The organism is Streptomyces sp. NPDC059989, assembly GCF_042736975.1.
In the GTDB taxonomy this organism is placed as follows: domain Bacteria; phylum Actinomycetota; class Actinomycetes; order Streptomycetales; family Streptomycetaceae; genus Streptomyces.
Map to the genome: position 1 here is coordinate 1 of NZ_JBHWUO010000007.1, position 21,744 is coordinate 21,744.

20 protein-coding genes are annotated in these 21,744 nt (G+C 71.1%); 9 read left to right on the plus strand and 11 right to left on the minus strand.

Annotated elements, in window-relative coordinates; translation table 11 throughout:
- Positions 1–366, plus strand: a 366-nt coding sequence (locus ACFWBN_RS08205; RefSeq protein ID WP_385172439.1) for a transposase family protein, incomplete at its 5' end; no start/stop codon positions are given.
- Between the two features lie 67 nt (positions 367–433).
- On the opposite strand, the gene ACFWBN_RS08210 is transcribed toward ACFWBN_RS08205, so the two are convergent.
- Together ACFWBN_RS08210 and ACFWBN_RS08215 are read right to left on the minus strand one after the other, a co-directional pair.
- Positions 434–817: an SH3 domain-containing protein gene (locus ACFWBN_RS08210; protein ID WP_385172442.1), complete on the minus strand. Its 384-nt coding sequence runs from the start codon at positions 815–817 to the stop codon at positions 434–436.
- Between the two features lie 371 nt (positions 818–1,188).
- Complete coding sequence (locus ACFWBN_RS08215; RefSeq protein WP_385172445.1) at positions 1,189–2,196, minus strand: hypothetical protein; 1,008 nt, start codon at positions 2,194–2,196, stop codon at positions 1,189–1,191.
- Between the two features lie 128 nt (positions 2,197–2,324).
- Here ACFWBN_RS08215 and ACFWBN_RS08220 point away from each other — a divergent pair, with 128 nt between their 5' ends.
- Positions 2,325–2,594 (plus strand): hypothetical protein, encoded by a 270-nt coding sequence (locus tag ACFWBN_RS08220; RefSeq protein ID WP_385172447.1) that lies wholly within the window; start codon positions 2,325–2,327, stop codon positions 2,592–2,594.
- A gap of 187 nt (positions 2,595–2,781) precedes the next feature.
- On the opposite strand, the gene ACFWBN_RS08225 is transcribed toward ACFWBN_RS08220, so the two are convergent.
- On the minus strand, positions 2,782–3,135 hold the full coding sequence (locus tag ACFWBN_RS08225; RefSeq protein WP_385172450.1) for a hypothetical protein: 354 nt from the start codon (positions 3,133–3,135) through the stop codon (positions 2,782–2,784).
- 200 nt (positions 3,136–3,335) lie between these two features.
- On the opposite strand from ACFWBN_RS08225, the gene ACFWBN_RS08230 reads away from it, so the two are divergent.
- Entirely contained in the window at positions 3,336–4,595 is a 1,260-nt protein-coding gene (locus ACFWBN_RS08230) for a HEAT repeat domain-containing protein (RefSeq protein ID WP_385172453.1), read from the plus strand.
- Between the two features lie 32 nt (positions 4,596–4,627).
- Here ACFWBN_RS08230 and ACFWBN_RS08235 read toward each other — a convergent pair whose 3' ends face one another.
- Together ACFWBN_RS08235 and ACFWBN_RS08240 are read right to left on the minus strand one after the other, a co-directional pair.
- Entirely contained in the window at positions 4,628–7,792 is a 3,165-nt protein-coding gene (locus tag ACFWBN_RS08235) for a CHAT domain-containing protein (RefSeq protein WP_385172456.1), read from the minus strand.
- Between the two features lies 1 nt (position 7,793).
- Positions 7,794–8,534 (minus strand): hypothetical protein, encoded by a 741-nt coding sequence (locus ACFWBN_RS08240; protein ID WP_385172459.1) that lies wholly within the window; start codon positions 8,532–8,534, stop codon positions 7,794–7,796.
- Between the two features lie 184 nt (positions 8,535–8,718).
- Here ACFWBN_RS08240 and ACFWBN_RS08245 point away from each other — a divergent pair, with 184 nt between their 5' ends.
- From ACFWBN_RS08245 to ACFWBN_RS08255, 3 genes are all read left to right on the plus strand, one after another.
- Positions 8,719–9,423, plus strand: coding sequence for a VanZ family protein (locus ACFWBN_RS08245; RefSeq protein WP_385172462.1), 705 nt, complete (start codon positions 8,719–8,721; stop codon positions 9,421–9,423).
- Positions 9,424–9,493: 70 nt separating this feature from the next.
- Positions 9,494–10,189: a response regulator transcription factor gene (locus tag ACFWBN_RS08250; RefSeq protein WP_385172465.1), complete on the plus strand. Its 696-nt coding sequence runs from the start codon at positions 9,494–9,496 to the stop codon at positions 10,187–10,189.
- Positions 10,190–10,199: 10 nt separating this feature from the next.
- Positions 10,200–11,282, plus strand: coding sequence for a sensor histidine kinase (locus ACFWBN_RS08255; protein ID WP_385172469.1), 1,083 nt, complete (start codon positions 10,200–10,202; stop codon positions 11,280–11,282).
- Positions 11,283–11,319: 37 nt separating this feature from the next.
- Here the strand turns inward: ACFWBN_RS08255 and ACFWBN_RS08260 are convergent, their stop codons facing one another.
- Both ACFWBN_RS08260 and ACFWBN_RS08265 read right to left on the minus strand, forming a co-directional pair.
- Positions 11,320–12,264, minus strand: a complete 945-nt coding sequence (locus ACFWBN_RS08260; RefSeq protein WP_385172472.1) for a carbohydrate kinase — start codon at positions 12,262–12,264, stop codon at positions 11,320–11,322.
- Positions 12,265–12,345: 81 nt separating this feature from the next.
- Positions 12,346–13,323 carry a helix-turn-helix transcriptional regulator gene (locus ACFWBN_RS08265; RefSeq protein ID WP_385172476.1) on the minus strand — a complete coding sequence of 326 codons (978 nt, stop codon included), beginning with the start codon at positions 13,321–13,323 and terminating at the stop codon, positions 12,346–12,348.
- Positions 13,324–13,458: 135 nt separating this feature from the next.
- On the opposite strand from ACFWBN_RS08265, the gene ACFWBN_RS08270 reads away from it, so the two are divergent.
- The 3 genes from ACFWBN_RS08270 (at position 13,459) to ACFWBN_RS08280 (ending at position 15,686) form a co-directional block, all read left to right on the plus strand.
- On the plus strand, positions 13,459–13,854 hold the full coding sequence (locus tag ACFWBN_RS08270; protein ID WP_385173079.1) for a RidA family protein: 396 nt from the start codon (positions 13,459–13,461) through the stop codon (positions 13,852–13,854).
- 174 nt (positions 13,855–14,028) lie between these two features.
- Complete coding sequence (locus tag ACFWBN_RS08275; protein WP_385172479.1) at positions 14,029–14,661, plus strand: hypothetical protein; 633 nt, start codon at positions 14,029–14,031, stop codon at positions 14,659–14,661.
- Positions 14,662–14,708: 47 nt separating this feature from the next.
- Positions 14,709–15,686 carry a hypothetical protein gene (locus ACFWBN_RS08280; RefSeq protein WP_385172482.1) on the plus strand — a complete coding sequence of 326 codons (978 nt, stop codon included), beginning with the start codon at positions 14,709–14,711 and terminating at the stop codon, positions 15,684–15,686.
- A gap of 205 nt (positions 15,687–15,891) precedes the next feature.
- Here the strand turns inward: ACFWBN_RS08280 and bla are convergent, their stop codons facing one another.
- From bla to ACFWBN_RS08300, 4 genes are all read right to left on the minus strand, one after another.
- A complete protein-coding gene (bla, locus tag ACFWBN_RS08285; protein WP_385172484.1) occupies positions 15,892–16,779 on the minus strand; it encodes a class A beta-lactamase in 888 nt (295 codons plus the stop codon).
- Positions 16,780–17,100: 321 nt separating this feature from the next.
- A complete protein-coding gene (locus ACFWBN_RS08290) occupies positions 17,101–18,039 on the minus strand; it encodes an amidohydrolase family protein (protein ID WP_385172487.1) in 939 nt (312 codons plus the stop codon).
- 422 nt (positions 18,040–18,461) lie between these two features.
- The gene (locus ACFWBN_RS08295; protein WP_385172490.1) at positions 18,462–19,508 is read right to left on the minus strand and encodes a glycoside hydrolase family 26 protein; all 1,047 of its coding nucleotides are present in this window, start codon (positions 19,506–19,508) and stop codon (positions 18,462–18,464) included.
- Positions 19,509–19,705: 197 nt separating this feature from the next.
- On the minus strand, positions 19,706–21,622 hold the full coding sequence (locus ACFWBN_RS08300) for a tetratricopeptide repeat protein (RefSeq protein ID WP_385172493.1): 1,917 nt from the start codon (positions 21,620–21,622) through the stop codon (positions 19,706–19,708).
- Positions 21,623–21,744: the final 122 nt, after the last annotated feature.

Genomic DNA, 21,744 nt, shown 5'->3' on the forward strand with positions numbered 1-21,744 from the left:
GTCACCGATCCCGGCGGCCGGCTGCTGTGGCTCTCGCCCGCCCTGCCGGGCCGCACTCACGACCTGACCGCCGCCCGCACCCACCGGATCATCCGCATCTGCGAGCGCCAGGGCGTTCCCATCGTGGCCGATCTCGCCTACCAGGGCGCCGGTCCGTGGCTGACCACGGGCATCAAACGCAGGCCCCTGCAGGAACTGACCCCCACTGAGAAGACCCGCAACCGTGCCCTGGCCGCCACACGGGCACCCGTCGAACGCGGCGTCGCCCGCCTGAAGTCCTGGCGGATCTTCCGCAGGTCCCGATGCAGTCCCAACCGCATGACGTCAATCGCCAAGGCCGTCCTCACACTGGAGCTGCAACGCTGAAGAAGCTCAGTGATGAATTCGGAGGCCGGTCGGAGGCAGCGGACAGGCCGCCGGCCGCTGGAGGGATTTACTCGCAGGGAAGGTTGACGATGCGGACGGTGTACGCCGAGGAGACCCAGCGGTTGGTGCCCACCTTGCGGAAACCGTTGGTGGTGGACGCCGACGCGAGGATCGTGGAGCCGTTGGCGTAGGAGCCGACGACCGAGTAGCCGGTGCCGGGACCGCTGCGGATCAGCAGACCGCCGCTGGCGTTGACCTTGTAGTAGCACTGGGTGGCGAGCGCACCGGCCGGCGCGAGCTCCACGGCCGCGCCCGTCGTGCGGGCGGGTGCGGCGGCCTGGGCCGTGAGACCGCCGCCGAGGAGCGCGGCGGCGGACAGGGCCGCCACGGCCGCCGCGCGGGCGGCGGAGCGACGCGGTGACATGGTGCGGTGTGCTGCTGTGACGGTCATGGAATCGATTCCCCTTGCGTCGTCGGTTCTAGGTGCGGAACACGTACGTAGGAGCAGGCCCGGGCCGGCCGAGCGGTGTCACCGCTCAAAGACACCGGAGCCGCGCACGACGTTAGCGCCATCGGGGCGAAATCAGCCGCCTGTCACACGAGAACTCCCCAACCGGAACGGGGGAAGTGGCCCGTTCCGGTTGGGGAGTCCGTAAGACGCTAAATCAACGTAATTCAGACGTCAGACATCTCGATCAACAGCCCGGGGGCCTCGCTCGTTTCGCTTCACGGACCGTCACCCGATCGGTGGCCACATCGAAGAAGCTCAGTGAAGCAAGAGTCTGATCCTGCTGGGCATCAGCCAACGGATACGTCGAGCAGCTACTGGATGCTCCAGCGGTGCGGATGCCCGGGATCGGTGGGACAGGCGAAGAGGTTGAGCTCGCCGAAGCGGCCCACGATGATCTCGGTGGGGGTAGCGGCACCGTATGTGGGCCGGCGCCGGTCCTCCCACGGCCTCCAACTGCCGCTTCCGCCGTCCCACTCGGAGCTGTCGATGGTCAGCAGCAGGCGCATCGGTGTCCTGCAGGCCGGGCAGTCCATGGGGTACGGGTCGGTCGCGTGCCAGGAGGCGAAGCCGCCCACACGCCAGCCGGGCGGGATGGACAGGTCGTACTGGTAGGCGACGGGCTCGGCCGAGTCTTCAGCGGCCTCCTCCTCCCAGGCGTCGATCCGGGCGCACAGCTCCTTGGGCAGCAGACCGGCGAACGGGTAGGTGACCACCTGCTCCGGGTACAGCACGCAGGGCTCCGGCACGAACCTCGCCGCCCCAACGACCAACGGCTCCGGCGGCGAAGCCGGCACCTCGCCGACCTCCCAGGAGCGCCGCCAGCGGACGTGCAGATCCAGGTCGTAACGGCTCGGGCCGTGCGCGTTGAAAGGGCACCAGAACACCTGGAGCAGATCACAGTCGTCCGGCCCGGCCGCCAGATCGGGGACATCCCGCCGGTACAGCTGCGCGACGCCGATCAAGGGCAGCACATCCGTCTCGGACACCCCTGGCAGCCGGTGCTCCCGGCTCAACGCTTCCAGGAGACCGCGCTCCTCGTCCGTCGGACCCGGGTCTTCCTCGCGGTTCCATACGGCGGCCAGAACCCGCCGGTGCCGGCGGATGTCGGCCGGCTTGCGCCCCTGCCCGCGGCCGTGAGCCTCGCTGCACACCGGCCAGGGCTCGTCGGCCGGCCACAGCATGGGACCGCCGACGGAGCTGGCCGACACCTCCGGGCTGCCCGGCCGCGGGTGGAGCCGCGTCGTCGTGCCCCGGTACAGGGCCAGTTCCGGGAAGAGTGCCTCAACATCGAGCGGGCGCGGGGGAGTGGTCCTCGTCATGGACGCGACCTTAGACACCTGCCGGCCTCGGTCACCCGGCCGCAGGGCGTCGACGCCGAGTTCGACGAGGCGGTACGACGGCAACTGGCCTCGCTGCAAGCTACGGCATCGCCGTCCGCAGTCCGCGGTTGCTGCCCGGCTTCCCCGCTCGGACGGTCGTCCGGTGGGCCGACATCGCCGAGCTCACCTTCGTGGACGGACAGAACTACGCCCTCCACCTCCGCCTGCGCCACGGCGCGGAACTTCCGGGCCGGGAGTGGGGGGTGCGCCCGAGGACCCCGCACCGCGTCGTGATCCGGCTGCCGCCGCAGTTCGGCACCGGGAAGAAGCGGCAGCGTGAACAGACGGACTCCGCGCTCCGCCGCTTCGCGCCACACCTGGATGCCCACCTCCCCTGACCCGCCCCGGCCCCTTGCCGCGAGCACCAAGGGGCCGTTGACCGGCGTCGTGACCGGCAGGCCAGGGATGGAGGCTGGAGAGTCGGCGGTTTTCTCAGGAGAAACCCTGCCGCCGCGTCAAGGTCAAGCAAGGCCCATAACGAGCGGCAGCACCGACACCGTGCCCCCGTGGATAAGCCGCTCTGCCTCAGCGGAACTCGTGGACCACCTCGATCGCGCCGACGATGTGAGCGTTGAAGTCGTCCAGCTCCTCAGCAGGAACCCACAGCTCGAGGATCGTCCGCCCCCCGACCTGCTGGACGGGGTAGCGGCTCAAGAACTCCGACTCGACCTCGAAGCGGGTAACGAAGCCGACACCGCTGTGCTTGACGTTCCAGTCCCTCGCGATCTTGATCGCGTAGTCCTCGTTGAGGACGGGGTAGAAGATCGGCTGCTCGGGGAGCCGAGGCGGCCAAGCACGCCAGTTCAGCTCGCGGACCAGGTCCAGCTCCTCGGGGCCGGTGGGGCGCCATAGGGTCGTCGTTGCGCGCCGGCTGGTCATGTGAATCGCTCTCTGAACGCGGGAGGCCGCTGATGCGGCTGGTCTGAGACCGGACGATACCGGCGCCGGGAACTCAACAGCCACGCAGTTTCCGCACCAGGTCATCGCGTGGTTCGGGGAGGACGTCCTCCGCATGATCCCATCGGGCCGGCTCGGCAGACCTACACTGAGCTGCGAGAACGCGACGGGGGAGCAGAGTCATGGGCGTTGGCGAGGGTGCGAGCGGTTCGGCGGGCGGCGAGCCCGCCCTGATGTCCGCGGTGCGGACCGGAGACACCGCCCTGGTCGAGAGCCTTCTCCGGGAGGACGGCGATCACGATGCGCGGGACGTCGCGTTCTGTCTCGCGGTCCGGATGTACGCCGGGGACATCGCCCAGCTGCTGCTCCAGTACGGTGCAGATCCCGGCCAGTGCGGACCGGACGAGCTGCTGCCGCTGCGCGCAGCGGTCGATTCGGGCTCGCCCGCGCTGGTCGAGGCGCTCCTGGACAGCAGGATCCGGGGCAGGTACGGCGAGTCCGAGCTCCTGGAGATGCGGGATCTCGCGCGCCACTGGTACGAGACGGGCGTCGACACCGAAATGCGGCGCCGCACGGGTTGCCAGGACGGCCTCGTCCGCACCCGGGTCCAGGACGACGAGTACTGCAGCGTCGACGAGTACGTCCTCGGGGGGATGACCGTTCGCGAGGGACACGCGGCGATTCTCACGGACCTGGAGGAACTGCTCCGCATCCGCACCTCCTTCGAGGAGCTGACGGCACGCGCGCTGGCCCACGACCCGGACCACCCCGCATGGGGACGTGCCACCATCCTGCTGGCCCACCGTCGCGACCAGGAGACCTGGGCGGCTGCCGCGGCCCTGCGCACGCATCCGGAGGCGGCCCACCGGCTGTTCGGCGCCGAGTTGCTACGGCTGACCCACCTCTTCGACGACAGTGACGAGGACGCGTTCGCCGGCCCCGCCCTGGACCTCTTCACCGACTGGTCGACCGAGGAAGAGGACCTCGCCGTGCTCGCCGAAGTGCTGGTCGCTCTCGGAGAGCACGGCGATCCGCGCGCCGACGCGGCCCTCCTGCCCTACGCCGGCCACCCCGACGCCCGGCTACGGTGCGCGGTGGCGCGAGGGCTCGGCACATGGCCCGAGCTGCCTGCCTTCTCTGCCAGTGCTCGTGCGGCGCTGTTGGTACTGATGACGGACACGGACACAGTGGTGCGACGGAGCGCCTGCCTGGCGGTTGCCGAGGGCAGGGACCGCGATCCCGTCTTCACCGATGCCATGGCCGCTCTGCTGGACGACGCGGACCGCCGGGTCCGGGTCGTCGCCGTGTACGGGCTCGCCCTCCACGACGACGAGCGGTGCGTGGAAGGGGCGCGCCGCCTTCCGCCCGCGCCGCCCGGCACCCCGCACGAATACGAACTCGACGCGGTGTGGCGATACGAGCGGCGCCGCGACGGCCACTGAGCCACCGCCCGGGAGTACAACGGTCAGCGGCGTCACCAGGGGATGGGCGCCGGATCGCCGAAGAGGGCGAACGGTGCCCACGCGACCGGCTCCGGGTAGCGGCGGCGGACGGCCTGCTGGGCGCTGCGCAGGGCCGCGGTGCGCGGCCGGCCGCGCAGCAACGCGCGGTAGAACTCGCGCATCAGCAGGGCGGTCGGGGCGCTGGGGACGTCCCAGAGGCTGACGAGTACGGATCTGGCCCCGGTGATCTCGAACGCGCGGCGGAGGCCGAAGACGCCCTCTCCCGGCTGGTACCGGCCGAGGCCGGTGCCGCATGCCGACAGCACCACCATCTCGGTGCCGAGCAGGTCGAGGTCGTAGACGTCTGCGGCGGTGAGGATGCCGTCCCCGGCGGATTCCACGGGCTGCTGCGCGACCAGCCAGGTGTTCGCGCCGGCGAGTGCGAGGCCGGAGCACAGCATCGGGTCCGTCTCCGGGGCGGGCTCCGGTGGCGGGCCGTCCGTCGGCGGGTGGCCGCCGGGACGCAGCGGTTCGTGTGACGCGTACCCGTGGGTGGCCAAATGCAGCACCAGCGGCGCCCGCACCGTCCGGAGGCGTGATTCCGTCGCCTCCGGCCCGGTCCACAGGTCGGCGCCGATGCGCTCGGCGATCCACCGCCCCTCGTCGCGGGCATGGGGCAGCGGCTCGAACAGCGCGGGGCCGTCGCCGGTGCGGCCGGCGTCGTAGTCGGGGTCGGCGAACACCACGGGAGGCGACGGGCGGTGGTGGGAGCGGCCGCGGAGCAGGTCCCGGCCGGTGGTGACCAGCCCGATCTCGTACGTGTCGATCAGGCGGGTGCCGTCGCCCGAGGGAAGCGCGGCGAAGGGGAGGCGGCCGAAGCCGCTGTCCGGGGAGATGAGCAGCTTGGTGATGCCCGTGAGCGCGGGGGCGATCCGGTCGATGAGGACCCGGTGCAGCTCCGCGCCCAGGGCGGGCTCCCGGATGTCGCCGCGGATCAGGAGGTCCCGCCAGAGATCGATGGCTTTGTCGAGATTGCTGGTGACGTCGTGCAGGAAGAGGCGTGGCGGTGACTGGGCGGTGAGTACGAGGCTCAGGCACACCGCGTCGTCCTCGTCCAGTGTCATCTGGTGGTACTCGACGAGCGCGGTGTCCGGGGGCAGCGCCGCCGCGACCGCCTGCCAGGTCGGCAGGGTCGGTGCTTCGCCGGTGTCGGTCCGGGAGAGCCGGTCGGTCAGCAGCATCTCCAGGCGGCGCCGGCGGTCCCTCAGCCCGGCCTCTCGTTGTGGGTCCGGGCTGTTGAGCGCCAGGTGTTGCAACTCGTGGCGTATGACGGTCAGTTCGTCGGCTATGGCCGCGATCCGCTCGTCCGGGCCGTTCGTCAGCATGGTGCGGTCGCGGGCGACGGCCTCGGCGACGATCGCCTTCCTCCGCAGCACCGCGTTCGCCAGTACCTCCACCAGCTGGGGCGCCGGGTCGTAGTCGCTGGTGACCAGCAGCTCGGGGAGCAGGCGGTCGAGGTCGGCCTGCAACATGCGGGCGAAGGCGAGGCGTTGCTCCTCGGAGGATGATCCGAAGACCTTGAGGAGGTGGATGTCCTCGATGTCGAGGTGCTCCTGCAAGTACGTGGCTGCGGCTACGGACCGTCCTGTCCTGAGGCACAGCCGTCCGAGGAGGAACAGGGGTTCGGCCACGCTCCGCGGCGGGGCGTCCGTCCGCTCCCGCAGGCGCGCGGCCACCAGCCGGTACAACTGCTCGGCCTGGTCCGGCTCGCCGAGGGCCTCGTGGGCGGCGGCCAGCAGGGTGAAGGTCTTGAGTACCCGTGCGTCAGCCTCGCGCGGATCGAGGCCCTCGACGGCAGTCCTGAGGCATGCCATCGCGTCGGCGGCTCGCCCCTGGCCGAGGCGGTACGCTCCGACCGCGCCCCACATCGAACGCAGCAGACCGGGTGCGCAGTCGGGGTCGGCGGCCGCCGCCGCCAGCGCTTCGGCGAGCTGCTCGTCGGTGACCGGTCGGCCGTAGCCGGCGAGCATGACGGTGACGACCGCGGCCCGGTGCGGTGAGCGTGCGGGCATGTGCCGCTCCACCTCGGCGGCGCGCAGGATGAGATCGACGGCCAGAGGGAGGTTGCCGAGCGCGCTCTCGGACTCCGCCTCCATGACCAGGAGCTGGAACGTAACGGCGGGATCGTCCGGCCCGGCGGTGGGCTCCGCGGGCGCGTCGTGCGCGAGGTCGAGCAGCATCCGCTGCCGGGCGAGGTCGCCGGTGTCCTCCGACAGACTCGCGTAGTTGTGCAGCACGGACGCCGGCTGCGCCCCCGCCCCGAGCAGGTCCTGGTAGATCCCTCTCGCGGTGGCCGGGTCGCCGCTCGTCTGGTGGAACGCGGCGAGGTTGGCGCGCGCGCTGTTCAGGTACTCGGACACGTCGTAGCCGCCCGCTTCGGGGTGATCCGCCGCCAGGATCCGTATGGCTTCGAGCAGTACTGCCTCCGCCTCCGGCTCACCCGCCATCGCCAGCAGCTTGCCCAGGTTGCCGAGCATGACCCCCAGATCGGTCTCCCGTACGCCGCCCGTGCGCGCGAGCGCGACCGCCTCCTCGCAGAGCGACCGGGCAGCGGTGTCGTCGCCGATCCGGTGCAGGGTGAGGCTGAGTTCGTTGAGCGTTCTGGCCAGCTCCGCCGGTTCCCGGGCGAGGATCTCCCTGGCGTACCGTGCGGCGGCGGCCGCGTACTCGGGCACCCGGTCGGGTCCCTCGACGCGGCGCATGCCCTCGGTGTAGGTGGCGATCCAGTGCGGGAACAGGCGGGACGGTCCGTGTTCCATGGCGTGCTGCGTGGCCATGCCGGCGACGGAGAAGGGGTTCTCGGGGGACGCGCCCGGCGCGTCGGCGATCCGGTACATCTCCTGGATGCCGTGCATGCAGCCCAGGCCGTCGTGGCAGCGGTGGAACAGCTCCTGCGCGGTTTTGGCCCACCGCCACGCGTCCGCCGGCCGACCGAGGTGCCGGGCGGCCCGCCCCATGCGCAGGTGGCAATGGGCCAGGCCGAAGTCCGCCGGCTCGGACAGCTCCGTGCCACCGGACACCAGCTCGCTCAGCTTCGCGAGCACGGCCTCGTGCCTGCCCTGTCCGTGCAGCACGTCGCATTCGCCGAGGGTCCGCTCAAGCTCCTTGGAGATCTTGATCTGTGGCCCGGCGGCCATCTCAGACCCCCAGGTCTTCGTAGGTGAGTTCCGCGAAGACGTGGTCGCCCGCCCCGCCTCCGCCCTGCGGGGTAGCCGCGGTACCGCGGTTGCCGAACGCCTCGCCACCCAGCAGGCGCCGCCGGACCCCCGACACGCGGAACAGCGGCGTGAGGCCGTCCGGTGCGATCACCTTCACGCCGATGCCCTTGGACCGGATGACGTTGAGTCCGACCGACAGGGAGGCCAGCGGAAGCACACCGGCCACTGCGGTCAGATCCGCTTCGAGGTCCACCCGGGCGTCCTGCTGCTGGGAGATGAGCACCACCGCCGGGCCCGTGGTGACCACCTCGGTGATGACCACCTGACCGGCAGGCCAGTCGGCCGTACGCGACCGTTCCAGCACGCGTCTGCCGAGCTCCGCGCGGTCGGCGATCTCGCTGATCCGGCACGCCCTGGCCTGGAAGACGATCCCGTGGCGGCGCGTGAACGACACGCTGATCTGCGCCATGGCCGGGGCGGCCGCGCCCACCTCGGCGATGTCGATGCTGGCCGCCGAGCTGTACTCCAGGTCCACGCCCCGCTCGCGTACTCGCTCCTCGTACGGCATGCCCAACTCGGCGAGAGAGGTGACCCGTTCGAACCTGTCCCGGTGCAGTCGGCCGACATCGCCCAGTTCTATGGGGGAGTTGGGCAGCCAGGTGGACAGATAGTCGAACTCGGACCGCAACTCCTCCGAGTAGCGCTCGTGAATCGCAGGCACATGCCCTCCCGTGGCCGGTAGGCGGCCAGGCTACCTCCTGCCCATCTGGCAAGCGGATGGGGGCCGTAGCCGAGCATCGTCAGTTCCGTGATGCCGAGGATTGGCGGATGACGTATGACGTATATCGCGGGCGTATCGAAAATCGCATACGCCACCGCAACGGCCCTCCGTCTCCCATGGGGACATGAACCACAACGCACCGCTGCCGGCACCGCCCCGCCGCACGCGCAGGATCGTGCTCCTCGGCCTGGCGGTCCTCGCCCTCGCGAGCGCCGCGTTCGTCGTGCGGGGGCCGCTGATGATGTCCGCTCCGAGGTGCATGGCAGGGCGGTGGCACGGCTGCTTCGACACCTTCAACGGTGTGGTGCTCATGACGCTGATCGCGCTGCCGTTGGCCGTGCTGGTGGCGTGGGCTCTGGCGCGGCGTCGGCGTGCCGCCGGCGTCACATCGGCGTGGCCGATGTCGCTGGCCGAGGTGGGCATGGTCCACGGGACGGTGCCGTTCGTCTGGATGACCATGATGCCGGGCGGCGGGGCCGGCATCGTCCCCGCCCGGGTGAGCCTGGTACCGCTGCGGGACCTGGTCACGATGGGCTCGCTCGGGATCGTCGGCAACCTGTTGGTCTTCGCGGCGCTGGGGTTCTTCGCCCCGATGCGGTTCGCGGCGCCTGCGTCCTTGCCGCGGGTCCTGGCGCTCGGGGCGGGCTGCTCGGTCCTGGTCGAAACCGCACAGTACGTCCTGCGGCTGGACCGGGTGTCCTCCGTGGACGACGTACTGGTCAACGCCGCCGGGGCCGTGCTGGCCGGGCTGGCGTCGCGCCGCTGGTGGCGCACTACGGCGGAAGCGCCCTCGGACCGGCCTCGCCCCGTGCCGGCACCGGCAGGCTGAGCCGCGTGTCCGGCGTGCACACGCGTCTTTGAATACGTCGGCGATATGCCCTGGTGCTTAGGCTTCTGACATGCGTGTACTGATCGTGGAGGACGAGCCCTACCTGGCCGAAGCCGTCCGTGACGGTCTGCGGCTGGAGGCGATCGCCGCCGACATCGCCGGCGACGGCGACTCCGCCCTGGAACTGCTCAGCGTCAACTCCTACGACCTCGCGGTCCTCGACCGCGACATCCCCGGCCCCTCCGGCGACGAGGTCGCCCGCCGCATCGTCGCCTCCGGCAGCGGCATCCCGATCCTCATGCTCACCGCCGCCGACCGGATCGACGACAAGGCTTCAGGATTCGAGCTCGGCGCCGACGACTACCTCACCAAGCCGTTCGAGCTGCGGGAGCTCGTCCTGCGGCTCAGGGCGCTCGACCGCAGACGCGCGTACGCCCGGCCCCCGGTCCGTGAGATCGCGGGCCTGCGGCTCGACCCCTTCCGCAGGGAGGTCTTCCGCGACGGACGCTACGTCGCGCTCACCCGCAAACAGTTCGCCGTGCTGGAAGTCCTCGTCGCCGCCGAGGGCGGGGTCGTCAGCGCCGAAGAGCTGCTGGAACGGGCCTGGGACGAGAACGTGGACCCCCTCACCAACGCGGTGCGCATCACCGTCTCCGCACTGCGCAAACGGCTCGGCGAACCATGGATCATCGCCACCGTTCCCGGTGTCGGCTACCGCATCGACACGCAACCAGAGGCCGGACCCGGGGGAAGGGACCGTGGCTAGAGCGCGTGGGTTGAGCGTTCGCTCCAAGCTCGCCCTCAGCTACGCCGGATTCCTCATGCTCGCCGGCGTCCTGCTGCTCGCGGCGGTGTGGGTGTTCCTCCTGCGTTACGTCCCCGAGCGGGCGACGCTCATCGTCCCCTCCGGCATCCCCGGCGACGGCGTCTTCCCCATCCGGTCCAGCCTCCTGCGCGTCTTCGCGCCGAGGGCAGCCGCAGTCCTGGCGTTCCTGCTGGTGCTCGGCCTCGTAGGAGGGTGGATCCTCGCCGGCCGGATGCTCGCACCCCTCACCCGGATCACGGATGCGGCAAGGACGGCCGGGAACCGGTCGCTGTCCCACCGGATCCGCATGAAGGGCCGCCAGGACGAATTCCGTGAACTCTCCGACGCGTTCGACTCGATGCTCGAACAGCTCGAATCCCACGTCGCCGAGCAGCAGCGGTTCGCTGCGAACGCCTCCCACGAACTGCGCACCCCGCTGGCGATCTCGCGGGCGCTCCTCGACGTCGCCCGCAAGGACCCCGCGCGGGTCCGGGGCGAACTCGTCGAGCGCCTGTACGAGGTCAACGCGCGGGCGATCGACCTCACCGAGGCCCTCCTGCTGCTCAGCCGCGGCGACGGCGGAAACTTCGCGCGCGAGGGCGTCGACCTCTCCCTCATCGCCGAAGAAGCCGCCGAAACGCTGCTTCCCCTCGCGGAACAGCGCGGGATCACGTTCGACGTCACCGGCGGGGCGGCCCCGACCAGCGGCTCCGCAGAGCTCCTGCTGCGGATGGTGACGAACCTCGTCCAGAACGCCGTCGTCCACAACCTCCCGACCGGGGGCGCCGTGACGGTCCACACCGAGGCGCAGGGCGACACGAGCGTGCTGCGGGTCGAGAACACGGGCCGTCGGCTCCCACTGGAACTGGTACCGACCCTCACCGAACCCTTCCAGCGCGGAACGGAACGCGTACGCACCGACGAGCACGCCGGAGTCGGCCTCGGTCTGGCCATCGTGCACAGCATCGTCCGCGCCCACGACGGAACCCTCGACCTCGTCCCCCGCCCCGCCGGCGGCCTCCTCGTCACGGTCCGGCTTCCCGGTACGCCGTAGCCACCGTCCCCGGGCGGTCCCTTGTCGCCCACATCGTCTAGGCCATGTCTGCCGACCGCTCGGCTTCGGCCACCTCGTCGACGTACGGCGGTTGCGCCCCCGCCCGTGCGCAGGTGAGTGCGGCGGCGCGGGCCGCGAAGGTCAGAATGTCCTGCCAGTCCTCCGCGGTCGGCTCCGTGTCGCCGGTCAGGGCGCCGTGGGCGTCCAGTCGGTGCAGCAGCGCGGCGTTCACGGTGTCGCCCGCGCCGATGGTGTCCGCTACCTGCACGGGGTGGCCCGGCACCGAAAACGTCGCTCCCGCGGCGGTCAGGACGGTGAGTCCCGCGCCGCCGCGGGTCAGCACGATGGCCCGCGGTCCGGCCGTGCGCCACGCGTCGAGTGCCGTCTCCAACGGCGTGTCGCTCGCCAGCCATTCGGCGTCCTCGGTGGAGAGCTTCAGCAGGCTCACCGACGGAAGCCAGGACCGGAAGCGGGCGCGGTAGGCCTCCGGATCGGCGATGAGCCCGGTCCGGATGTTCGGGTCGAGCGCGGTGAACAGCCCGTCCCCGTACGCCCGGTGCAGCAGCTTCTCGTAGGCGCCGGCCCCCGGTTCGAGCACCAGCGAGCAGGTCCCGAACGACACGGCCCGTACCTGCGGGGGCAGGGCGTCCGGCAGTTCGAAGAGCCGGTCGGCGGTGCCTTCCGTATAGAAGCCGTACGAGGCCGAGCCGCTCTCGTCGAGATGCGCCACCGCCAGCGTGGTGGGCTCGGGGCCGCGCTGCACCAGTGAGAGGTCGACCCCGTCGGCGGCCAGCGCGTCCAGGAGCGCCTGCCCGAAGTGGTCGGTGGACACTCGGGAGCAGAACGCGGTGGGCGAGCCGAGGCGGGCCAGGGCGAGGGCGGTGTTGTACGGGCCGCCGCCGCGTCTGGGCTGCAGCGCGCTGAGCTCGCCACCGCCCAACGGCACGAGGTCGATCAGGGCTTCTCCGGCAATGATGATCATGGCCTGCCTTTCCACGGTTCGGCGAGCGCCGAGGCTACCGCCGGCTCGCGGGCCGAGCCACGGGACTGGAGGCGTCAACGCTCAGGACGACGCTCCATAGCGGGTGGCGATCTCGGCGGCGCGGTTGCGCAGGGAGGTGCGCAACTCCTGCGGGGCCAGGACTTCCGTGCTCGTGGCGACCTGCCACAGCGCCCATTCGGCGTGCCTCGAATCCTGGAAGGTCACCTCCAGCCGCAGCCGGCCGTCTGCCTCGGGTTCCTCGGCGAGGACGGCCAGCGCGGTGCCCACCAGGTCCTCCCGCCGCGCCGGATCCACCCGTACCAGCACGGCGACCTGGTCGTCGCCGCCGGTCCGAAACCGGCTGCTGCGTTCCTGCCAGGCCCGGTCCAGATCGACCCGGTCCGGTCGCTGTGCGGGTTCGTCGAGTTCCTCGGCGGCCATCACCCGGGACAGCCGGTAGGTGCGGTCCGCGCCGGACCGTGTGGCCAGCAAGTAGACCTGCTCGCGCACGGTGACCAGGCCGATCGGGTCCACCGTGCGCCACTTCGGGGTCTGGTCCACGGCCGCGTAGTGGATGCGCAGCTTGTGTCCGGCGAACACCGCGCGAAGGACCTCGGCCACGATGGCGTCGGGCACCTCCTCCGCAACCAGTCGACGCGAGAGGAGGTCGGTCTCCGGGTCGATGAGCAATCGCTGAGTCGCACCGGCCGCGGTGGCCCGATAGCTCTCGGGCAGCGCGTCGACCACCTTGCGCATGGCCGAAGCGAGCGCCGAGCCGAGGCCGAACACCTGCGCGCCGCGCCGTGATCCGGCGACCAGCAGGGCGAGCGCCTCGTCGTGGTTCAGGCCGGTGAGCTCGGTCTGGAAACCGGGCAGCAACGCGAAACCGCCGTGCCTGCCGCGTTCGGCGTAGACCGGGACGCCGGCCGCGGACAGCGCCTCGATGTCGCGCAGGACGGTGCGAGTGGACACCTCCAGCTCGTGGGCCAGCGCGGTCGCGGAGAGCCGGCCGTGCTGCCGGAGCAGCAGGACCAGGGAGACCAACCGGTCGGCGCGCATGCGAAAACCTTACAGAAATACGCGACACAGGATGTCGTGATTTGCTGGAAGGCTCATCAACACGACGTCGAAGAGGCGGCTACCGCGCCGATGGACGTACGAACTGTCGATGAATCGAATGGAGCTCAAGTGGCTGTGGAACGCACGACGGTCAACCCGTGGACCTGGTCGAAGGAGTTGGGGTACAACCAGGGCGAGATCGTCTCCGGGCACACACGGACCCTGTACATCTCGGGGCAGACCGCGATGAGCAGCGACGGCAAGCCCCAGCACGACGGTGACATGGCGGCGCAGTTGACGCTGAGCCTCGACAACCTGGAGGCCGTTCTCGGCGAGGCCGGCATGTCCCTGTCGAACCTCGTCCGGCTCAACGTCTACACCACCGACGTCGATCTGCTCTTCCAGCACTACGGCGTGCTGGCGTCGCGGTTGGGCGCCGCCGGGGTGGCGCCGACCACCACGATGCTCGGGGTGACACGGCTGGCGATCCCCACCCTGATGGTCGAGGTCGAGGGGACCGCCGTCGGGTGACGTGACCTCGCGCCTCCGCTGCTCGTGCCGGCTCAAGCGGCACGAGCAGCGTGCAGGCGGGTGAGTCCCGGATGCCGACCAGGTTCGGGGCGCCGCCCACCTGGCCACCCCGAGCAACGGTGTCAGACCTCACGACTAGGGTTACTGAGCACCTACTCAAGGGGGACCCCCGCCATGGGCATTCATCCTGACGTGGCCGTATTGCTCGATCTTGTGCCGGCAGACTTGGCGGGCGGCGAGCGAATGGACTGGAACGCGGCCGAAGTTGCGCTGGGCACCAAGCTGCCGAGTGACTACAAGGCTCTGCTGGATACGTACGGCGTGGGCGATATCGGAGAACTCGTCATTCTGCCTCCGCTCCCGAGTGATGTGCGCGGGTGGGAAACGTGCCACATCGGAAGCATGACGGTCGGCCTGCGCCGGCTCTGGGACGAGGACGCACGCGTCCCGGGCGTGACGCTTGGTGCAGAGGCCGTTCTGCCCTGGGGCTCCGGGATGAATGCCAACGAGATGGCCTGGCTCATGAACGACCCCGATCCGGACAAGTGGCCCGTCATAGCCTGGCGTCGGCACCACTCGTGCGGCGAACCACCGTGGGCCTTGTTCGACTGCGGCATGGTCCAGTTCATCACCCGCATGATGCTGGGGCGGTTCGACGCCTGCCCGCTCGGCGATGCGTCCCTCTGGAAGCGGACGGACACCTTCGTCAGCCGGCGCGTGCAACGGCGACGGCTTGTGGCCGGGCTGGACCCGCAAACCGGCGAACCCAATCCCTATGCCTCCATGTACCCCATCACTGATGACTAGGTCTGTTGCCCAACAGATCGCACCTGACCGGCATGAAGGGGCAGCCTGTGTTTGATCACGAGCAGGTACGCATACACGGATTCGAGCCGTACGAGGGAACCCCGCTCGACGTGCGTGCGGTGATCGCTGCGATGCCGAAGGACGTCAAGGACGGGTTCCGGTTCGGGGAGGTGCCCTGGAGCCGCTTCGGGCATGCCCACGGGTCGGGTGACGACGTACCTGAGCTACTGGCTCGATTGCGTTCCCCGGACGCCGAGCCGGCCGGGCAGGCGCTGGGGCAGCTGTGGGGCAGCGTGGTCCACCAGGGCACGGTTGGCTCCGTGGCACCGCTGACCGTGCCGTTCCTCGTGCGCCTCGCTGCCGACCCGTCGGTGCATCACCGCGCACGCATGCTCGACCTGGCCGCCGCGGCGGCCCGACGAGAGCACTGGGGATACGGCACTCGCGACACCTTCCTCAAGGTGGCCACGCAGGAGTCGCTCTGCGACTGCGGCGGCTACGCGATGAACTGGTCCATCGAGGCGTCACGCCACGCGGTCACCGCCGACGTCGACCTGCTTCTCCCGCTTCTCCACGACCCGGACCCCGGGGTCCGCGCCTCCGCCTGCTACGCCCTGGCCACTGCCTCGGGCGAGGCCGGGCGCATCACGGAAGCCCTTCGTTCCCGCCTCGCCACGGAACAGACCGCCGTGGTCCGCGCGAGCCTCGTGCTGGCCGTCGCGGAACTCGGCCGTGAGCACGCCGAGCCCCGGACCGCCGCCTGGGCCCATGCCCTGTGGGTTGATCCCGCGCAGCCCGCGGACGTCCGTGTGACCGCCGCGCTCGCCTGGCTCTGCCTCGTGGACGACCCGGTCCCGGACGAACTGCGCACGGCGCTCGATGCTTTGGTCACGGATGACCTGGCCGGCGTCCTCGATGGCGTTCCGTGGCTCGCACACGTCGATGAGAAGGGGCTCGCTCGTACCCTCGACCAGATGCTGAACAACGCCGAGCCGGGTGTCCTCTGCGACGACCCCTGGGCCTGACTCGGACGTCGCGGCGCGGGCGCACCGAGAACGATGGAGGACCGTCGCAGCCGACTGACCGCCGGTCCCGGGCAACCTGCCGGGAGCCGTTCCGCCGATGAGCGGGACGCAGTACGGCCGGTGCCGGTGCCGTGGCCTGGAGCAGGGCGGTCGCGTGGCCCGAGGCGCCGGGCCGCGGGTGCGCCCGCCCCGTCAGCCCGCCCCGTCAGCCCAACGCGTCCGCCAACAGCCGCGCGGCCCTGGCCACCAGCTCGTTGTCACGCGGCGCGGCCGGCTCCGCCTTGGTGGTGAGCACCGACAGGACGATCGGCGGCCGCCCCGGCGGCCAGGCGATCCCCGCGTTGTTGTTGGTCCCGTACGACCCCGCGCCGGTCTTGTCCGCGATGGCCCAATCCTTGGGAAGACCCTTCCGGAACCGCTCCCCACTGGTCGTGTTGGCCAGCATCCACCCCGTCAGCAGCTCTCGGTGCCGAGGGGCGAGCGAGTTGCCCAGCACGAGCCGTGCGTACGTCCGCCCGATGGCGCGCGGGCTGGTGGTGTCCGTGACCCGCGCGGGCTCGGCCGAGTTCAGCTTCGGCTCCCACCGGTCCAGCCGCGTCGTAGGGTCGCCCAGGGAACGGCAGAGCCGGGTGATCGCGGTGGGCCCGCCCAGCTCACGGAGCAGCAGGTTTCCGGCCGCGTTGTCGCTCTGGGCGATCGCGGCGGAACACAGCTCCGCCACCGTCAGACCCCGCGCGATGTTCGCCTCCTGCTGCGTGATCTCACCCCCGCCCGCCTTCGTGACGTCCTCCCGCGTGTAGAAGACGCGCTTCGCGAGGTACTCGCCGTCCCGGCCGAACTCCCGCATCACGGCCGCCGCGGCCAGTGTCTTGAACAGCGAGCACATGGGGAACGGCTCGTCGGCCCGGTACGCCACCGTCCTGCCGCTGGCCGTGTCCCGCGCGTACACCCCCAGACGCGCGGCGTGCTCCCGCTCCAGTTCCCGCAACTGCCGTACGACACCCGGGCCCGCGGCATGGGCGCCGCCGGCCGGCAGGGTGGCGGCCACCGCCGCCCCCGCCCCCAGAGCCAGTACTGCACGGCGTGTCTTCACGTCGGCCTCTCCTCACCTCGGCGATCACATACGCCCACGGAGACGCCAAAGGTGATCAAAAGGGTTCCCGGTCGGCGGATGGTGGCGTCCTCTGCCGGGGTTCGTTGGAGGCAGGCCCGCCGTCAGGCCTCGGTGACCGGGATGTCGTCCCCGAAGCCAAGGCGGTCCGCGCGGCCCCGGCCACGCGCCATGCTGCCCGACCCTGCCAGGCGCGGGACGGCACTCGCCAACCGGCCCCGCCGACGAGCCACTTACCTTCAGGGCGGTGGCGGGGTACGGGACCCACTCGGCCCGCCGGTACCCGGTCTGACTCCGAGCCCGTCAGATCTGGGCGAGGCGGGGGATGAGCAGTTCGGCGTTGCCGCGGTTGATGGCGTGCAGTTGTCCGTCCTGCCAGTGCTGGTACTCGTCCAGGCCGGTGTCGAAGCCCGTACTCCAGTCCTCGGGGAGCATGGGGAAGTCACTGCCGTACAGCACGTGTTCGGGCGCGGCGAAGGCGAGCAGGGACGGCAGGGCGGCAGGGCCGGCGGAGAGGGCGGTGTCGAAGTAGAAGCGCCGGAGCTCGCTCTGCAGGCTCTCGGGGGTGGATCCGGGGTGCAGGTGGGCGGCGACGGCGAACCGCTGGGCGGCGAACGGCAGAAAGCCGCCGGCGTGGGGGAGGATCAGCTTCATCCGGGGGTAGCGGCCCGGAACGCCGTTGACGGCCATGTGCAGGGCGGTACGGGCGGTGTCGTACGGGAAGTCGACCAGCGGGCTGGGCAGGCCCGGAACCATCGTGCCCGGCGGCGCCGTGGGGTGGACGAGGACGACGGCGGCACGGGCGTCCAGTTCCGCCCACAGCGGCTCGAACGCCGGGTCGCCGAGGTAGCGGCCCTGGGCGTTGGACAGGACCATCACACCGTCGGCGCGCAGTACGTCCAGTGCGTACGCGGCTTCGGCGAGCGCGCCGTCCACGTCGGGCAGGGGCAGTGCGGCGAAGTGACCGAAGCGGTCCGGCCGGTCCTTGACCAGCTCGGCGGTGAACTCGTTCACGCTCCGGGCCCCGTCCCGGGCGCCGGCGGGGTCGTCGGGGGCCGCGAGGGGGGCGGCGTACGACAGGACACCGGTGGCGATCGACCGCCGGTCCATCATCGCGATCGCACTCTGCTCGTCCCATGCGGGCGCGGGCCAGCCGAGGGCCGCGGCGCGGTCGGCGATGGCGCGACTGCGGTCCGGTGGGATCACGTGCTGGTGGACGTCGATGCGTGCGGGGGGCGTCATGTCTGACTGAGCCTCCTCGGATGCGGGGGACAGGCGGGGGCGGGGCAGCCCGTCCATGAGAAGGGACAGCGCGGGTGGCGGGGTCTGCCAGGCCGGAACGCGGGCGCGTCCGCCCCGGAGATCACCTGAACGGCCGCACCAAGACCCCGTCCCGCCCGTCCATCGAACGACTGTACGTGCCATCCGTATGCTCCAGGGATGAAGCTCTTCCGGCCGCCTCCGCAGCCCCAAAGGCTTGCCACGAAGCGAGGCAGTAGCCGTCAGATGGGCTTCAGCTGCCTGCGGCAAACGCCGAGGACATCGCACCAGAGCGCGGCCGGCAGGCCGGGGTCATCCGCGTCGATGACGAGTTCGCTGATTCGGGATGCCATGCCGCGAGCATGGGTGCGCCGACCCGGCCCCGGCCCGAGCGGTCGGAAGGCTCACTCTTCCGGCCGGATCCTGCGGTCCCCATGGTCGAAGCCGGAAGGCCGTCCGCGGCCTTGTCGGGTGGTCAGGAACTCCCGGAAGACTCGTGCGGAGCGCGGGTTCTGCCCGCACTGCCACACACCGTGCGGGCAGTAGTCGGTGATGCTGTGGTACAGCGGCCTGTGCTCGGCGATCCACGCCAGCATCCGCCGCATGTATTCGGGGTTGTCGCCGTTGCGGAACAGCCCCCATTCGGGGTACGAGATCGGTTTGCCGTGCGCCTCGGCGAAGTCGACCTGCTGCCCGAGTCCGTAGGGCTGCTCGACCTGCTCGTCGAAGGTATGGCCGGGCGGCTGGTCATAGGTGTCCATGCCGACGATATCGACCACGTCGTCGCCCGGGTAGCAGCTGGTCCAGGCGATCGCGTCGATGCCGCGGTTGGGAGCGAAGTCGAACTGGAACCGCTGCCCGTCCACGGAGCGCATGGCGGCCACGATGCGCCGCCAGTACCTCTTCCAGTTCTCGGGGTCGGGCCGACACCGGTGGGTGTAGTTGAAGCCGTTCATCTCCCAGCCGAGCACGATCACCGTGTCCGGCACCCCGAGGTCGACGAGCCGCTCGGCCAGCCGCCGGAAATGGTGGTCGTACTCACCCCGCGCCCCCGATCGGATCAGCTCGGCGACCCGCCCGTCGGGAACGCCGGCCTCGTTGCGCTCCTGCATGGGCACGTTCAGTACGAACAGCCGATCCGCTCTCGCGTTGCGCCACCGTGCCCAGCTGCCCAAGGAATCGGGCGCCCCCTCGATGTTCGACCAGGTGTCACCGGGCAGGTAGGTGTGCCCGGCGCGCAGCTCGGTGCCCCCGAGCCAGTGCGAGAGTTCCCGCATCCTCTCGACGCCGGGCGAGCCGTAGTGGAGATAGGCGCCCGTTGCGATCTCGGACCCGGCATCGTTGCCGGAACGCTCGTGCGGCGGTGGGGCGAGGGCGCCTCCCGTAACGAGCAGGCCGACAGCGACCGCGCTCATGCAGGCGCCCGCCAGCCGGCGGCCCCGATGGGACATGATGCCTCCACAGGCTTCGCGAACCGATCCGTCTGAGAGCGACGTTAGGCACCTCATCCGATTCCTGGCCTGTCGGGTGTCCCCATGCTGGGCCATTCGCGGCGACGGGCCGCCTTCGCTTGGCCCGACCAGGCGAATGCCGCGACCCCCGTGCCGGCCGTGTGCGGCAGCGGCTGCCTGCCACGGCCGGCGGGGTATCAGCGGGTGCGGCCGAAGAGGCGGCGCAGGAGGGAGCGGGGCTTTCGGTCCTGCGTGGCGTCGGTCGGGTGCGGTGCGGTCTGGCGGGCCTCCAGCGCGGCCGTGATGTCCGACCGGCGTTCCGCGTCGTCCGGCGGGGTCTCGGCGTGGAACTCCGTTGCAGCCGAGAGCATCTTCCCGGCCAGGTCGAGGAAGGTCTCGGGCAGCCACGGGCAGGCCAGTACGAGATGGCTCAGGGACGCGAGGATCGTCGCGTCGCGCTCCTGCCAGGCCTTGCCCACGGCCATCATGCGGTCGACGAGGCGGGCCCCGATGTCCTCTCGGGACGCGGGGTCGGTCCAGGCGATGGCGAGGAGTGCGAAGCCGGCGGCCTCGTTGGTCCAGTCCTCGGGGCCGAAGAGCAGGTCCAGGAGCAGGGCCCGGCGCCGGGACTCCTGCCAGGGCTCGTCCGCGCGGTGATGGGCCAGGCCCAGGCACGCGAAGGTCTGGACGGCCCGGACCCACATCTCGGGCCGGCGGCCCAGCAGATACGCCCCCTGCTCGTCCTCCCGGGGCAGCGGCGGGTGCACGCACACGGCCAGCAGATCCTCGGCGGACAGGCCGGAGAGCCGTACGGAGTGGTCGTACGCGGCGCCCGGCGCCGACCAGCTCAACGCGGCGACTTGGCGTACGAGTTCAGCGGCCTCGGGCGACGGCGGGTCGATCGCGGGGTGGGCCTCGACGCCGTCGAAACGCCACAGGACGGTGTCGACCCGGTACTGCGGAACCCGGGGATCGGGCTCGGGCACCCCTTGGTAGTCGATCGTCGAGCGAGGGAAGCCCATGCGCAGGGCAAGGCGCGTACTGGGCGCCTCCAGGGCGGAGCCCAGCAGTTCTATCTCGTGGTCGCGGGCGCTCTTGGGGTTGCCGAGCATCTGGTGCAGCACGTTGACGCTCGCCTCGAGCGCCTCGTGCACGTGGCCGAGCCACGGCTTGTCGTCGCAGAGCCTGTCCAGGAGGTGGGCCGCGTAGCCGTGGTCGGGGTGGGTGCGCAGGTGGTCGGAGAGCGCGAGCAGGTGCGCCGTACCGCCGTCGACGGCGTGGCGCAGGGCGAGTACGGCGGGTGCTGCCTTCGGGTGGTCGGGTTCCGCGGCCAGGGCGCGGTCGAGCCAGGCCAGGCCCTCGGCGGGGCGGCCGGTCTTGCCGTAGAGCTCGGCGACGTCGACGTACAGGTCGAGATCGGAGGGGTCGCGGGCTATCTCCGCCTCCCACACGGCCAGGGCGTCGTCGGGGCGTCCGGCGGCGTGCAGGGCGGAGCCGAGGATGACCGCCTGCGAGTGGCCCGGCTCGAGCTGTTGGGCGCGCTCGGCCCATGCGACGGCGTCGGCGGTGTCGCCGAAGCGGCGCGCGAGTGTGGAGGCCATCGCGTGCAGCAGTGTGTGCCCGGGGTGGGCGGCGACGCCGGCTCTGACCAGGGTGTAGAAGGGCTGGACGCCGTCGCGGAGCTGCGGTGGCAGTGGATCGGGCAGGTTGCGGGAGAGGCCGGCGACGGCTCGGGTGACGGCGTCGGGCGAGACCCGTCCGGGCAGGTCGGGGTCGGCCAGCCAGGCGACCTGCGCCCAGGGGCGTTCGGGCTCGGCGCCGATCACCGTGGCGAGCGCGGACAGAGCGGGTTCCCACTGTCCGGCGGCCGCGTGGAGCTGGGCGACGCAGGCGATCGAGCCGATGTAGGGCTCGTCCGCGGGGAACAGCTCCAAGGCGGCGGCGTGGCCACCGGCGGCCGCGACGAGCTCGGCCAGGGCCTCGTAGGCGTCGGGGCATCGGGGGTCGGCGGTCAGCGCGTTGCCGAGGTGCTTCGCCGCATGCCCCAGGTCCCCGCTGTCGATGGCGAGGCGGGCAACCGCCACCTCGCCTTCGGCTTCGAGCCGCTCGTCCATCTGTATGTCTCCCCCTGCCGTGGTGATCGCTACGAAGGTAGCTCTCGGCAGGATCGGCTCCACCACGGGGTCGGGCGCCGGACCTCCATCTGCCGGTTCGCCTCCGTGCCCGCATGGTGTTC

Coding starts and splice junctions, on each gene's coding strand:
- ACFWBN_RS08210 (WP_385172442.1), bottom strand. CDS start 817: ATGACCGTCACAGCAGCACACCGCACCATGTCACCGCGTCGCTCCGCC.
- ACFWBN_RS08215 (WP_385172445.1), bottom strand. CDS start 2,196: ATGACGAGGACCACTCCCCCGCGCCCGCTCGATGTTGAGGCACTCTTC.
- ACFWBN_RS08225 (WP_385172450.1), bottom strand. CDS start 3,135: ATGACCAGCCGGCGCGCAACGACGACCCTATGGCGCCCCACCGGCCCC.
- ACFWBN_RS08230 (WP_385172453.1), top strand. CDS start 3,336: ATGGGCGTTGGCGAGGGTGCGAGCGGTTCGGCGGGCGGCGAGCCCGCC.
- ACFWBN_RS08235 (WP_385172456.1), bottom strand. CDS start 7,792: ATGGCCGCCGGGCCACAGATCAAGATCTCCAAGGAGCTTGAGCGGACC.
- ACFWBN_RS08245 (WP_385172462.1), top strand. CDS start 8,719: ATGAACCACAACGCACCGCTGCCGGCACCGCCCCGCCGCACGCGCAGG.
- ACFWBN_RS08250 (WP_385172465.1), top strand. CDS start 9,494: ATGCGTGTACTGATCGTGGAGGACGAGCCCTACCTGGCCGAAGCCGTC.
- ACFWBN_RS08260 (WP_385172472.1), bottom strand. CDS start 12,264: ATGATCATCATTGCCGGAGAAGCCCTGATCGACCTCGTGCCGTTGGGC.
- ACFWBN_RS08265 (WP_385172476.1), bottom strand. CDS start 13,323: ATGCGCGCCGACCGGTTGGTCTCCCTGGTCCTGCTGCTCCGGCAGCAC.
- ACFWBN_RS08275 (WP_385172479.1), top strand. CDS start 14,029: ATGGGCATTCATCCTGACGTGGCCGTATTGCTCGATCTTGTGCCGGCA.
- ACFWBN_RS08290 (WP_385172487.1), bottom strand. CDS start 18,039: ATGACGCCCCCCGCACGCATCGACGTCCACCAGCACGTGATCCCACCG.
- ACFWBN_RS08295 (WP_385172490.1), bottom strand. CDS start 19,508: ATGTCCCATCGGGGCCGCCGGCTGGCGGGCGCCTGCATGAGCGCGGTC.
- ACFWBN_RS08300 (WP_385172493.1), bottom strand. CDS start 21,622: ATGGACGAGCGGCTCGAAGCCGAAGGCGAGGTGGCGGTTGCCCGCCTC.